General features: G+C 73.1%; 10 protein-coding genes. All 10 read left to right on the top strand.

Features of this window, described 5'->3' with window-relative positions; all coding sequences use genetic code 11:
* Nucleotides 1–1,083, top strand: a 1,083-nt coding sequence (locus MKK68_RS10815) for a TolC family outer membrane protein (RefSeq protein WP_244030257.1), incomplete at its 5' end; no start/stop codon positions are given.
* Nucleotides 1,084–1,280: 197 nt separating this feature from the next.
* The gene (locus tag MKK68_RS10810; protein WP_244030255.1) at nt 1,281–1,856 is read left to right on the top strand and encodes a PopZ family protein; all 576 of its coding nucleotides are present in this window, start codon (nt 1,281–1,283) and stop codon (nt 1,854–1,856) included.
* A 93-nt stretch (nt 1,857–1,949) separates the two neighbouring features.
* Nucleotides 1,950–4,691: a valine--tRNA ligase gene (locus tag MKK68_RS10805; protein WP_147858693.1), complete on the top strand. Its 2,742-nt coding sequence runs from the start codon at nt 1,950–1,952 to the stop codon at nt 4,689–4,691.
* A 3-nt stretch (nt 4,692–4,694) separates the two neighbouring features.
* A complete protein-coding gene (locus MKK68_RS10800) occupies nt 4,695–5,390 on the top strand; it encodes a DUF2459 domain-containing protein (RefSeq protein ID WP_243988799.1) in 696 nt (231 codons plus the stop codon).
* 162 nt (nt 5,391–5,552) lie between these two features.
* Nucleotides 5,553–7,103: a Do family serine endopeptidase gene (locus MKK68_RS10795; protein WP_243945486.1), complete on the top strand. Its 1,551-nt coding sequence runs from the start codon at nt 5,553–5,555 to the stop codon at nt 7,101–7,103.
* A gap of 221 nt (nt 7,104–7,324) precedes the next feature.
* Nucleotides 7,325–8,086 (top strand): 5-oxoprolinase subunit PxpA, encoded by a 762-nt coding sequence (locus tag MKK68_RS10790; RefSeq protein ID WP_244030253.1) that lies wholly within the window; start codon nt 7,325–7,327, stop codon nt 8,084–8,086.
* A gap of 4 nt (nt 8,087–8,090) precedes the next feature.
* Nucleotides 8,091–8,846, top strand: a complete 756-nt coding sequence (locus MKK68_RS10785; RefSeq protein WP_244030251.1) for a 5-oxoprolinase subunit B family protein — start codon at nt 8,091–8,093, stop codon at nt 8,844–8,846.
* Nucleotides 8,843–9,862 (top strand): biotin-dependent carboxyltransferase family protein, encoded by a 1,020-nt coding sequence (locus tag MKK68_RS10780; RefSeq protein WP_244030249.1) that lies wholly within the window; start codon nt 8,843–8,845, stop codon nt 9,860–9,862. The genes MKK68_RS10785 and MKK68_RS10780 overlap by 4 nt, the downstream gene beginning before the upstream one ends.
* Nucleotides 9,863–9,904: 42 nt before the next feature.
* Nucleotides 9,905–10,726, top strand: a complete 822-nt coding sequence (locus MKK68_RS10775) for an FAD binding domain-containing protein (protein ID WP_244030248.1) — start codon at nt 9,905–9,907, stop codon at nt 10,724–10,726.
* Nucleotides 10,723–13,641, top strand: a complete 2,919-nt coding sequence (locus tag MKK68_RS10770) for a molybdopterin-dependent oxidoreductase (protein WP_244030246.1) — start codon at nt 10,723–10,725, stop codon at nt 13,639–13,641. The genes MKK68_RS10775 and MKK68_RS10770 overlap by 4 nt, the downstream gene beginning before the upstream one ends.
* The last annotated feature ends 1 nt before the right edge of the window (nt 13,642 follow it).

Here is a 13,642-nt window from a genome sequence, read left to right as displayed (position 1 = left end):
CTCACCGTCAACCAGACATTGTTCAACGGGTTCCAGACCGACAACAACACCCGCCGCGCCGAGTCGAACGTCTACAGCCAGCGCGAGAGCCTGCGCTCCACCGAGATGTCGGTGCTGTACGGCGGCGTGCAGTCCTACATGAACGTGCTCAGCAACACCGCGACGCTGGAGCTGAACCGCAACAACGTCGAGGTGCTGGAGGAGCAGCTCCGCCAGACCCGCGACCGCTTCAACGTCGGCGAGGTCACCCGCACCGACGTCGCCCAGGCCGAGGCGCGCCTCGCCGGCGCCCGCTCGCAGGTCAGCGTCGCGGAATCGGCCCTGCGCACCAGCATCGGCACCTATCGCCAGAACATCGGCGTCGAGCCGCGCCAGCTCGCCCCGGGCCGCCCGCTCGACCGCTACGTGCCGGCCAACCTCGATTCGGCGATCGCGATCGGCCTGCAGGAGCATCCGCAGATCCTCTCGGCGCTGCACGCGGTCGACGCGGCCGAGGCGCAGGTCAAGGTGCTCGAGGCCGCGCTGTATCCGACCGTCGGCCTGCAGGGCAGCGTGCAGCAGCGCTACGACCAGACCTTCCCCGGCGACAACTTCGTGTCGGCGTCGATCGTCGGGCGGGTGACGATCCCGCTGTACCAGGGCGGCCAGGAATACGCGCAGATCCGCCAGCAGAAGGAAGTCGTGGGCCAGACCCGCATCCAGGCCGACCTCGTGCGCGATCAGGTCCGCGCGCAGGTGGTCGACTTCTGGGGCCGGCTCGAGGCCGCCAAGGCGCAGGTGATCGCCGCCCAGGCCCAGGTCCAGGCCAACGAGGTCGCGCTGAACGGCGTCCGCGAGGAAGCCCGCGTCGGTCAGCGCACGACCCTCGACGTGCTCAACGCGCAGCAGGAACTGCTCAACGCCCGCGTGAACCTGATCACCGCCCAGCGCGACCGGGTGATCTTCTCCTACGGCGTGGTCCAGGCGATCGGCCGTCTGACGGTGCGCTACACCGCGGTGCCGGTGGCGGTCTACAGCGCCAAGGTCCACTACGACCAGGTCAAGGATCTCTGGTACGGCGTCCGCTCGCCGGACGGCCGCTGAGGCGGCGTGATTCGCGCCCGCGACCCGAGGGTTCCGGCGGGCGCGGGCAAGCGGAATACGGGCAGGCGGAATAACGGCGCCCGGCGGGTGATTTCCCGAGGACTGTGCTCCGGCTGCGCTTGTCGCGTGCGCGCGGCGTGGAATACTCCATTCGACAGCCTTTTTTCGTCCCTCCCACCTTCTCGAGCGCCGTCCGGATGAGTGCAGCGAGCCCCAAGATCCAGGACAAGGCGGCGGAGAAGGCGCACGAGCCCTCCATGGAGGAGATCCTGGCGTCGATCCGCCGGATCATCGCCGACGATCAGGCGGTGAAGCCGCCCGAGCCGGCCGCGGTTCGCCCCCCCTCGCACGAGAACGACGACGTGCTCGACCTTGCCGAGATGGAAGAACCCGCGCCGCCGCCGCGCCCCGCCGCCAAGCCGGTGCCGCTGGAGCTCGAAACGCTCGATTTCGACGCGATCGATTTCGACGCGATGGAGCCGGAGCCCGAGCCCGAGCCGGCCCCCGCGCCGCGGGCCGCCGCCCCGGAGCCGGCGTGCAGGCCCGACCCCGCGCCGGAGCCCGGGCTGATCTCGTCCGCGGCCGGCGCCAGCGTCAACCAGGCCTTCAACCTGCTCGCCAACACGGTGTCGAGCCAGAACGCGCGCAGCCTGGAAGACCTCGTTCAGGACATGCTGAAGCCGATGCTCAAGGCCTGGCTCGACGACAACCTGCCGGTGATGGTCGAGCGGCTGGTGCGCGTCGAGATCGAGCGGGTCGCCCGCGGCCGCTGAGGTCGCGCGTGTCGCCGCCCGTGTTGACGGGAGGCCCCTGACGGGTTGAAAGCGGGCTCGAAATTCTCGAGACGGACCCGCGATCGCCCGCCCATGATGGACAAGACCTTCGACCCGGCCGGCGCCGAGGCGCGCGCCAGCGCCGCGTGGACGAGCGCCGACGCGTTCCGCGCCGGGCGGCCCGACCGGGCCGGTGCCGAGCCGTACTGCATCGTCATCCCGCCGCCGAACGTGACGGGCTCGCTGCATATCGGCCACGCCCTCAACAACACGCTGCAGGACATCCTCGCCCGCTTCGAGCGGATGCGCGGCCGCGACGTGCTGTGGCAGCCGGGCATGGACCATGCCGGCATCGCCACGCAGATGGTGGTCGAGCGCCGCATGATGGAGGCGCAGGAGCCGGGCCGCCGCGAGATCGGCCGCGCGGCCTTCCTCGACAAGGTGTGGGCCTGGAAGGCGGAATCGGGCGGCGCGATCGTCTCGCAGCTGAAGCGGCTCGGCGCCTCCTGCGACTGGTCGCGCGAGCGCTTCACCATGGGCGAGCGCGGCGCGCCCGACGAGCAGATGGTCCGCGCGGTCACGAAGGTGTTCGTCGACCTGCACGCGCAGGGGCTGATCTACCGCGACAAGCGCCTCGTGAACTGGGACCCGAAGTTCCAGACCGCGATCTCGGACCTCGAGGTCCAGCAGGTCGAGGTGAAGGGCCACCTCTGGCACTTCGACTATCCGGTGGTGGACGCGGCCGGCATCGAGACGGGCGACATCATCACGGTCGCCACGACGCGCCCCGAGACCATGCTCGGCGACACGGCCGTCGCCGTCCACCCCGAGGACGAGCGCTACGCCGCGCTCGTCGGCAAGCACGTGCGCCTGCCGCTGGTCGGGCGCCTGATCCCGATCGTCGCCGACGACTATTCCGATCCCGAGAAGGGCACCGGCGCGGTCAAGATCACGCCGGCGCACGACTTCAACGACTTCGAGGTCGGCCGTCGCCACGGCTGCCGCCCGATCAACATCCTGGACAGCGAGGCGCGGATCGCCCTCGACGGCAACGCCGACTTCCTGGCCGACGCGAACCCGGATGCGGAGGCGCTGGCCCTCCACGGCCTCGACCGGTTCGCAGCCCGCAAGGCCGTCGTCGCGCTGATGGAGGCGGCGGGACGCCTGCGCGAGATCGAAGCCAACACCCACGCCGTCCCGCACGGCGACCGCTCGGGCGTGGTGATCGAGCCCTACCTCACCGACCAGTGGTACGTGAACGTGAAGCCGCTGGCCGAGCGCGCGCTCCAGGCGGTGCGCGACGGTCGCACGCGCTTCGTGCCGGAGAATTCCGAGAAGACCTTCTTCCAGTGGCTCGAGAACATCGAGCCGTGGTGCATCTCGCGCCAGCTCTGGTGGGGTCACCAGATCCCGGTCTGGTACGACGCGGAGGGTGGCATCTACGTCGCCGGCAGCGAGGCGGAAGCCGAGGCGCAGGCCGCGGCCAAGCAGGGCTCGCCGGTCGCGTTGCGCCGCGACGAGGACGTCCTCGACACCTGGTTCTCCTCCGCCCTGTGGCCGTTCTCGACGCTGGGCTGGCCGGAGAAGACCGCCGAGCTCGCGCGCTACTACCCGACCAACACGCTGGTGACCGGCAAGGACATCCTGTTCTTCTGGGTCGCCCGCATGATGATGCTCGGCCTGCACGTCACCGACGAGGTCCCGTTCGACACGGTCTACCTGCATACGCTGGTGCGCGACGCCTCCGGCGCCAAGATGTCGAAGTCGAAGGGCAACGTCGTCGACCCGCTCGGGCTGATCGACCAGTACGGCGCCGACGCGCTGCGCTTCACCCTGACGGCGCTCGCCGCGCAGGGGCGCGACATCAAGCTCAGCCCGGCCCGCGTGGAAGGGTACCGCAACTTCGCGACGAAGCTCTGGAACGCCGCGCGCTTCGCCGAGATGAACGGCTGCGCCCTCGATCCCGCCTTCGATCCGAAGGCGGTACGGGAGCCGCTGAACCGCTGGGCGCTCGGGGAGGCCGCGCGTGCCGTCGCCGAGGTCACCGCCGCTCTGGAGGCCTACCGCTTCAACGACGCGGCGGCCGCCGCCTACCGCTTCGTCTGGAACATCTTCTGCGACTGGACGATCGAGCTGGCCAAGCCCGTGCTCCAGGGCGAGGGTGTCGACCCGGCGCTGAAGGGCGAGACGCAAGCGACCATCGCCTTCCTGATCGACCAGATCGCGAAGCTGCTGCATCCGTTCATGCCGTTCCTCACCGAGGAGCTGTGGGCGATCAAGGGCGCGGCACTGCCCGATCGCGGCCTGCTCACGCTCCAGCCCTGGCCCGACCTGTCGGGGCTGGCGGATGCCGAGGCCGAGACCGAGATCGGCTTCGTGGTCGACCTCGTCTCCGAGGTGCGCTCGGCCCGCTCCGAGACCGGGGTGCCGGCCGGCGCGCAGGTTCCGCTGGTGATCGTCGGGGCCGATGCGGCGGTGCGGGCGCGGATCGGCGCCTGGCACGACACGCTGGTGCGCCTCGCCCGCCTCTCCGAGATCGGGTTCGCCGACGCCGCGCCGAAGAACGCGGTGCAACTGCTGGTCCGCGGCAGCGTCGCGGCCCTGCCGCTGGAGGGCATCGTCGACCTCGGCGCCGAGGTGGCGCGCCTGAAGAAGGAGGCCGCCAAGGCCGAGGGCGAGATCAGGAAGCTCGACGGCAAGCTCGGGAACGCCGACTTCGTGGCGCGCGCCCCCGAGGAGGTGATCGAGGAGAGCCGCGAGCGGCGCGAGGCCGAGGCCGAGCGGCTGGCCAAGCTTCAGGAGGCGCTGGCGCGGTTGAGCGACCCGGCGTCCTGAGCCTTGCGCCGGCTGGCGAAGGCGCTGGCCGGCATCGTCGGAGCGCTCGTCCTTGCCGTAATCCTCACGGCGCGGCCGGGCGACCCGGCCCTCTATCCGCCCGCGGAGGCGGCGCCGCAGGTGATCCACGTGGTCAGCCACGGCTGGCACAGCGGGATCGCGCTTCCGGTCGCGGCGCTGACGGGGCCGGGGGCGGGGCCGGCGCTCCGCGACATCGCCGTGCGGTTCCGCGCCTACCCGACGCTCGAGTTCGGTTGGGGCGAGGCCCGGTTCTACGCGGCGACGCCGACGCTGGCGGAGTTCGACTGGCGGCTGGCGCTCGGCGCCCTGTTCACGCCCGGCGGCAGCGACGGCGTGATCCAGGTCGTCGGCCTCGACGCGAACCCACGCGCGAGCTTTCCGCACGCCGACATCCTGGCGATCCCGGTCTCGGCCGCCGGGCTGGAAAAGCTCCTCGCGCGGCTGGAAGCCGGCTTCGCGCTCGCCGGCGGCCATCCGGTCGACGTCGGCCCCGGCCTCTACGGGCCGAGCCTGTTCTACCGGGGCGCAGGCCGGTTCTCCTGGACCAACGTGTGCAACCACTGGACCGCCGGCCTCGTCAACGCGGCCGGCCTGCCCGTCGCGCCGGTGCTCGCGACGCTGCCGCGCGGGCTCATCCTCGATCTCGAATGGCGCTCCGGCGCGACGGCGGTCCCGTGACGCTCGCGCCACGCTGCGCGCGCCGTCGTCGGCCCGGCGGCGTCCGGCCAACCTGTCGAAACGGTAATGCGCCCGTCACGGGCGGGTGAGGCGCCGGGCCTTAGGACAGGGTCATCGCCCGCCGAGCCGGCGGCGCCGAAGATGTCCCCGGAGACTTGTCGCATGTCCGTTCCGCAGACCCGCACCACCGCCCGCACGAGCCGCCGGGCCCTGGCCTCGGTCGCCGCCGCCGCCCTCATCGCGGGCGGCGCCCTCGGCAGCGGCTATCTGCCGGCCGCCACGCCGGCCCTCGCCCAGGCGCTTCCGCAATCCCCGATCGCCGCGCCGGAGCACCCGCCGGGCTCGTTCGCCAACATCGTCGACAAGGTGAAGCCGGGCGTCGTCTCGGTGAAGGTGAAGCTCGACGACTCCGCTTCCAGCGACGACGAGGACGGCCCGAGCGGCCAGCAGGGCCAGAACCTGCAGAACGTTCCGCCGCAGCTGCGCGAGTTCTTCAAGCGCTTCGGCCAGAACGGCCCGAACGGCGGACCGCCCGGCATGCAGCCGCAGCACCAGGGCCCGCGCGGCGCCGTCGGCTCCGGCTTCATCATCTCCGCCGACGGCTACGTCGTGACCAACAACCACGTCGTCGACCACGCCAAGACCGTGCAGGTGACGCTCGACGACGGCCGGACGCTGGACGCCAAGGTGATCGGCAAGGATTCCAAGACCGACATCGCGCTCCTGAAGATCAAGGATTCCGGCAGCTACCCCTACGTCCAGTTCGGCAAGGCGGCCCCGCGGGTCGGCGACTGGGTGGTGGCGATCGGCAACCCGTTCGGCCTCGGCGGCACGGTGACCGCCGGCATCGTCTCGGCCCGCGGCCGCGACATCGGCGCCGGCCCGTACGACGACTTCCTGCAGATCGACGCGCCGATCAACAAGGGCAATTCCGGCGGCCCGACCTTCAACGTCAACGGCGAGGTCGTGGGCGTGAACACCGCCATCGCCTCGCCGTCGGGCGGCAGCGTCGGCCTCGCCTTCGCCATCCCCGCCGAGACCGTGCAGGCGGTGGTCGATCAGCTCAAGACCGACGGCAAGGTCGCCCGCGGCTATCTCGGCGTGCAGGTCCAGCCGGTGACGCAGGACATCGCCGAGGGGCTCGGCATGGCCAAGCCGAAGGGCGCCCTGATCGATCACGCCGAGGACGGCACGCCGGCGGCCAAGGCCGGCCTCAAGTCCGGCGACGTGATCGAGTCGGTCAACGGCAACCCGATCAACGACGCCAAGGAGCTATCCCGCAAGATCGCGGGGCTGAAGCCCGGCGCCAAGGTTGAGATCGCCTATCTCCGCGGCGGCAAGTCCGACAACGCGACGATCACGCTGGGCGCGCTCCCGACCGACGGGTCGAAGGTGGCCTCCTCGGACACCGGCATGGCCGGCGGCCAGCCGCGGCTCGGGCTGAGCCTGGCGCCGGCGGCGGAGGTCGGCCTGTCCGACAGCGGCGTCGCGGTGGTCCAGGTCGATCCGGACGGCCCGGCCGCCGCCAAGGGCATCGAGCAGGGCGACGTCATCCTCGACGTGGCCGGCAAGAGCGTGACCCGCCCCTCCGAGGTCGCCGAGCAGATCCGCACGGCCGAATCCAGCGGGCGCAAGGCGGTGCTGATGCGGGTGAAGAGCAGCAAGGGCGTGACCCGCTTCGTCGCGATCTCGCTGACCAAGAACGACGGCTGATCCGACACGCGCGCCGGGGCCTCGCCCCCGGCGATCCCGATCGACCCACGCACGGCATCGGCAGGACGCGGACGCGTTCGGCCGGTGCCGTCTCGTCGCGACCGCTCGCTCGCTCGCGCCGATGGAACGGATCTTGAACCGGATCGGCCGGGGCCTGCTTCGGAATCCGTTTCCGGGCGCGCTATAGTCGGCTCCGCGAACTCCACGGGATCCGCGACCGGATGGCGAGCGTCGACCTAAACTCCGATCTCGGCGAGGGCTTCGGCGCCTATGCCTGCGGCGACGACGCGGCGATGCTCGCCATCGTCACCTCGGCCAACGTCGCCTGCGGGATGCATGCGGGCGACCCGGAGATCATGGCCGAGACCTTCGCGCGGGCGAAGGCGAACGGCGTCGCCGTGGGTGCCCATCCGGGCTTTCCCGACCTCTGGGGGTTCGGGCGGCGGCGGATGCCGTTCACCGCGCCCGAAATCGAGCGCCTCGTCGCATATCAGATCGGCGCCGCCGAGGCGCTCGCGGCCTATGCCGGCCATCGCATCGCCTACGTGAAGGCGCACGGGGCGCTCGCCAACCTCGCAGCCGCCGAGCGCGACGTCGCCGACGCGATCGCCCGGGCCGTGCGCGCGGTCGACCGCGACTTAGCGCTGCTCGCCATCGCGCTGACGGCGCAGGTGCCGGCCGGCGAGGCGGCGGGCCTCGAGGTCCACCAGGAGATCTTCGCCGACCGGGGCTACGCCGAGGACGGCCAGCTGATCGCCCGCGGCCGGCCCGGGGCGATGATCGACGGCGCGGAGGAGGCCGCCGGCCGCGTCCTCGCCATGGTGGAGGCCGGCGCGATCGTCACCGCGCAGGGCACCCGCCTGCCGACGCCGATCCGCTCGGTCTGCGTCCACGGCGATTCCGCGCACGCGGTCGCCACCGCCCGGGCGGTGCGCGACCGGCTCGAGGGCGCCGGCATCCGCCTCGCCCCGTTCCGGGCCTGAAGAGGTGGGACCGCCTCCGCGCCTGCTCGATGCCGGGGAGGCGGCCCTCGTCGCCGAGTTCGGCAGCGCGGTCGATCCGGCGATCAACGACCGGGTGCTGGCGCTCGACGACGCCCTGCGCGCCGACCCGCCCGCCGGCCTCCGCGAGACCGTGCCGACCTACCGCTCGCTGATGATGCACTACGATCCGCTCGTGCTCGATCGCGCGGCGCTCGCCGCGCGGGTCGTCGCGCTCGCGGACGCTGCCGGTGCGGGCCGGGCCGCGCCGACGCTCTGGACGCTGCCCTGCTGCTATGCCGAGACCAGCGCGGGCGAGCCCTGCGGCGAGGACGTCGCCGCCATCGCCGAGCGCACCGGCCTTTCCGCGGCGCGGGTGGCAGGCCTGCATGCGGGGGCGACCTACCGGGTCTACATGTACGGGTTCGCGCCGGGCTTCGCCTATCTCGGCGGCCTGCCGAGGGAACTGGCGGTGCCGCGCCGGGCAAAGCCCCGCCCGCCGCATCCGGCCAACGCGCTCCTCGTCGGCGGAGGGCTCGCCGCAATCGGCACCGTGCCGATGCCGACCGGCTGGTACGTCATCGCGCGGACCCCGGCCCGGCTCTATGCGCCCGAGCGCGACGAGACCTTCCCGGTCGCCGCCGGCGACCGCATCCGCTTCGCGCCGGTGGACGCCGCGACCTTTTCGGCCCTGGAGCGGCGCGCCGCAGCCGGCGAGGTCGTGGCCCGGCGCGAAGCCTATGCCGGGGACCCGGCGCCGTGAGCCCGCGCCTCGCGATCCTCGCTGCCGGGCCGAGCGTGACGCTGCAGGATGCCGGGCGCCACGGATACCTGCGCTACGGCATCACCTCTGCCGGGCCGATGGACGCGCTCGCCTTCGACACCGCCAACCGCGCCGCCGGCAACCCGCCCGGCGCCACGGCGATCGAGGTCTCGGCCGGCGGCATCACCGTCGCGGCGGAGGGCGGCCCGCTCAGTCTCGTCCTGGCGAGCACGAGCTTCCGCATCGCCCTCGACGGCCAGGCGCTGCCGGCCGCCGTCGCGCTGACGCTGGAGCCCGGCCGGACGCTCGCGGTGCGGGCGGGCTCGGCCGGGGCATGGTGCTACCTCGCGGTGTGCGGACGCATCGCCGTCGCGCCGGTGCTCGGCTCGACCGCGACCCACACCCGGTCCGGCCTCGGCGGCCTCGATGGCCGCGCGCTGGCGGCCGGCGACAGCCTCGCGATCGACGCGGCGCGCGCCGGCGCCGGCGATCCGCAGGCCCTGGTCGCGCCCTGGCTCGACCGGCCGGCCGACACGATCCGCGTCGTCCTCGGGCCGCAGGACGACGCCTTCGCGGCGGACCAGATCGCGGCGTTCCTCGACGGCCCGTGGACGGTCGCCGGGCGCGGCGACCGCATGGCCTGCTTCCTCGACGGTCCGCGCCTGACCCATGCACGCGGCCACGACATCGTCTCCGACGGCATCGCCATGGGCGCGATCCAGGTGCCGGGCGAGGGGCTGCCGATCGTGCTGATGGCCGACCGGCAATCGACCGGCGGCTACCCGAAGATCGCCACGGTGATCGGCCCCGACCTCGGGCGGCTCGCCCAGGCCCAGGCCGGCACGCGGCTGCGCTTCGCCGCGGTCTCGATCGCGGACGCCGTCGCGGCCCGCAGGGCGGAGGCCGCGTGCCTCGCGCCCGAGATTCGGGTGGAGCCGGTGGTCCGCACCGCATTCCCGTCGGAGCTGCTGCTTGGGCTCAACCTCGTGGACGGCGTCGTCGACGCACGTGGGTGATCGCTTAGGCGGTTGGACGAAGACTTGCTTGGGCGCAGCCGCATGGATCTCGATACGATCAGCTCGGTCCTCACCCCGCGGGAGCCCGGCTCGCTGCCGGGCTGGCGCGCGGGCGACGCGTGGCTCGCCGGCGGCACCTGGCTGTTCTCGGAGCCGCAGCCGCATCTCGCGCGGCTGATCGACCTCACCGCCCTGGCGCTTCCGCCGAGCGCGGCGACCGAAGCGGGCTTGAGCCTGTCGGCCACCTGCACGATCGCCGAGCTGGACCGGATCGAGCTGCCGCCCGCCTGGATCGCCGCGCCGCTCGTCGGGCAGAGCTGCCGGGCGCTGCTCGGCTCGTTCAAGATCTGGAACCGGGCGACCGTGGGCGGCAACCTCTGCCTTGCGCTACCCGCCGGGCCGATGATCGCGCTCGCCGTGGCGCTCGACGGCGTCTGCACCATCCGCACCGGCGCGGGCGGCGAGCGCCGGATGGCGGTGGCCGAGTTCGTGCTCGGGCCGCAGGCGACCGCGCTCGCTCCGGACGAGGTCCTGCTGCGCCTCGACATGCCGGCCTCGGCCCTCAAGCGGCGCGCGGCCTTCCGCCGGATCTCGCTGAGCCCGAACGGCCGCTCCGGCGCCCTGCTGATCGGCACGCGGGACGCCGACGGCACGCGCGTCGTCACCGTCACGGCCTCGACCCGCCGCCCGGTGCGCCTCGTCTTCCCGGCGCCGCCGAGCGCCCGCGACCTCGCCGACGCGATCGCAACGCGGATCGACGACGCGCTCTGGTACGACGACGTGCACGGCGCGCCGGATTGGCGCCGCCACGTCACCGGCCTGCTCGCCGAGGAGATCCGGGCCGAGCTCAGCGAGGGCGCATGAGGATCGTCGTCAACGGCCATGCCGAGGAGGTGGCGCCGCGTCCCGGCCAGTGCCTGCGCACGCTGCTGCGCGAGCAGGGCTGGTTCGGCGTCAAGAAGGGGTGCGACGCCGGCGATTGCGGCGCCTGCACGGTCCACCTCGACGGCGAGCCGATCCACAGCTGCCTGCTGCCGGCGTTCCGGGCCGAGGGGCGCAGCGTCACCACCATCGAGGGGCTGTCCGGCCCGTGCCGGCCGGGGCAGGGGGTGCCGGACCGGGCGCCGGACCCGCTGCACCCGATGCAGGCGGCCTTCGTCGCGGCCCAGGGCTTTCAGTGCGGCTTCTGCACGCCCGGGATGATCATGACGGCGGCGTCCCTCGACCAGGGCCAGAAGCGCGACTTCGGCGCGGCGCTGAAGGGCAATCTCTGCCGCTGCACCGGCTACCGCGCCATCCGCGACGCCATCGCCGGCATCGCCTCGGCCGAGGCGGCGACTGCGAGCGACCCGATCGGGCGCAGCGTGCCGGCGCCCGCGGCGCCGGACATCGTGTCGGGCCGCGCCGGCTACACCTTCGACCTCGCCATGCCGGGCCTGCTGCACATGCGGGTGCTGCGCTCAGACCACGCGCACGCGCGGATCGTCGCGATCGATCGCGCGGCCGCCCTGGCGCTCCCGGGCGTCGTCGCGGTGCTCACCCATGCGGACGTGCCGAACCTGCGCTTCTCCACCGGCCGGCACGAGAACCCGGCCGACGACGCGTCCGATACCCGCGTGCTCGACGACACCGTCCGCTTCGTCGGCCAGCGCGTCGCCGCGGTGGTCGCCGAGACGGAAGCCGCGGCCGAGGCCGGCGTGCGAGCGCTCGGGATCACCTACGCGGCGTTGCCAGCTGTGTTCGATCCGGTGGCCGCGATGCAGCCCGGCGCCCCCCTCGTCCACGCGTCGATCGAGCCGGGCGCGGACGCGCCGCCCCACCCGTCGCGTCCGAACCTCGCGGCCGAGGCCCACGGCCTGGTCGGCGACGTCGAGGCGGGTTTTGCCGAGGCGCACCGCATCCACGAGGGCACCTATCTCTCGCAACGGGTGCAGCACGCCCATCTCGAGACCCACGGCGCGATCGGCTGGCGGGATGCGGACGGCCGCCTCGTGATCCGCTCCTCGACGCAGGTGCCGTTCCTGACCCGCGACGCGCTCTGCATGCTGTTCGGCCTCGACCGATCGCAGGTGCGGGTGATGGCGGCCCGCGTCGGCGGCGGCTTCGGCGGCAAGCAGGAGATGCTGACCGAGGACCTCGTCGCGCTGGCGGTGCTCCGCACCGGGCGCCCGGTGAAGTGGGAGCTCACCCGCCAGGAGCAGTTCACCGCCACCACCACCCGCCATCCGATGCGGGTTCGGGTGAAGCTCGGCGCGCGGGCCGACGGCACGCTCACCGCGATCCAGCTCGACGTCGTCTCGAACACCGGGGCCTACGGCAACCATGCCGGCGGCGTGCTCCACCACGGCACCAACGAGGTGATCGGCGCCTATCGCTGCGCGAACAAGCGCGTCGACGGCTACGCCGTCTACACCCACACCCTGCCGGCCGGCGCCTTCCGCGGCTACGGCCTCAGCCAGACGATCTTCGCCGTCGAATCGGCGATGGATGAGCTCGCCCGCGACCTCGGCCTCGACCCCTACGCGATGCGCCGCCGCAACGCAGTGCGCCCCGGCGACCCGATGGTCTCGACCAGCCTGGAGCCGCACGACGTCGAATACGGCAGCTACGGCCTCGACCAGTGCCTCGACCTCGCCGAGCGCGCGATGGCGGCCCCCGGCGGCGACCCGGCTCCGGAAGGCTGGCGTGTCGGCGAGGGCATGGCGATGGCGATGATCGACACGATCCCCCCGCGCGGGCATTTTTCGGACGCGCGGATCGCGCTGCGCGCGGACGACGGACGCGATCGGGCCCACCTTTTCCCTCCCCCCGCTGCGGGGGAGGGTACCCTGCGCAGCAGGGGGGGAGAGGGGAGCGCCGTATCCGGCACTGTCGCTCCCCTCTCCCGACCCTCGCTGACGCGAGGCCCACCCTCCCCCGCAGAGGGGGGAGGGACCCGCGCTTCGCCCGTCGCGCCCGCGCTCTACGAATTGTCCGTCGGCACCGCGGAGTTCGGCAACGGCACCACCACCGTGCATGCGCAGATCGCGGCGGCCGCCCTCGGCACCGCGCCGGACCGGATCCGCATCCGCGCCTCCGACACCGACGCGGTCGGCCACGACACCGGCGCCTACGGCAGCACCGGCATCGTCGTGGCGGGCCGCGCGACGCTGAACGCGGCCGAGGCGCTCGCGCGCGCGATCCTAACCTGGGCCGCGGCGCAGGCGGGCGCCACGGCCGCCGACTGCCGCCTCGAAGCCGACCACGTGATCGTTCCGGGGAGCCGCATCGCGTTGGCCGACCTCATCGCCGAGGGTCCGCTCGAAGCGGAAGGCCGGGCCGACGGCTCGCCGCGCTCGGTCGCCTTCAACGTCCAGGCGTTCCGGGTCGCCGTGCATCCGGGGACCGGCGAGGTCCGGATCCTGCGCAGCGTCCACGCGGCCGATGCCGGCCGCGTGATCAACCCGATGCAGTGCCGCGGGCAGGTCGAGGGCGGTGTCGCGCAGGCCCTCGGCGCGGCGCTGTACGAGGACGTGCGTCTCGACGAGGCCGGCCGCGTGATCACCCAGACGTTCCGGAACTACCACATCCCGGCCTGCGCCGACGTGCCGGCGACCGAGGTGCTGTTCGCCGACACCCACGACAGCATCGGCCCGCTCGGCGCGAAATCGATGAGCGAGAGCCCGTTCAACCCGGTCGCCCCGGCGCTCGCCAACGCGATCCGCGACGCGACCGGCGCGCGGCTCACCGCGACGCCGTTCGCGCCGGACCGGATTTTTCGGGATGTCGGGGCGGCCTGAC

Source organism: Methylobacterium sp. E-016 (genome assembly GCF_022829745.1).
Classification (GTDB): domain Bacteria; phylum Pseudomonadota; class Alphaproteobacteria; order Rhizobiales; family Beijerinckiaceae; genus Methylobacterium.
This window is presented reverse-complemented; position numbering and strand designations above follow the sequence as displayed.

Coding starts and splice junctions, on each gene's coding strand:
- MKK68_RS10810 (WP_244030255.1), top strand. CDS start 1,281: ATGAGTGCAGCGAGCCCCAAGATCCAGGACAAGGCGGCGGAGAAGGCG.
- MKK68_RS10805 (WP_147858693.1), top strand. CDS start 1,950: ATGATGGACAAGACCTTCGACCCGGCCGGCGCCGAGGCGCGCGCCAGC.
- MKK68_RS10795 (WP_243945486.1), top strand. CDS start 5,553: ATGTCCGTTCCGCAGACCCGCACCACCGCCCGCACGAGCCGCCGGGCC.
- MKK68_RS10790 (WP_244030253.1), top strand. CDS start 7,325: ATGGCGAGCGTCGACCTAAACTCCGATCTCGGCGAGGGCTTCGGCGCC.
- MKK68_RS10775 (WP_244030248.1), top strand. CDS start 9,905: ATGGATCTCGATACGATCAGCTCGGTCCTCACCCCGCGGGAGCCCGGC.
- MKK68_RS10770 (WP_244030246.1), top strand. CDS start 10,723: ATGAGGATCGTCGTCAACGGCCATGCCGAGGAGGTGGCGCCGCGTCCC.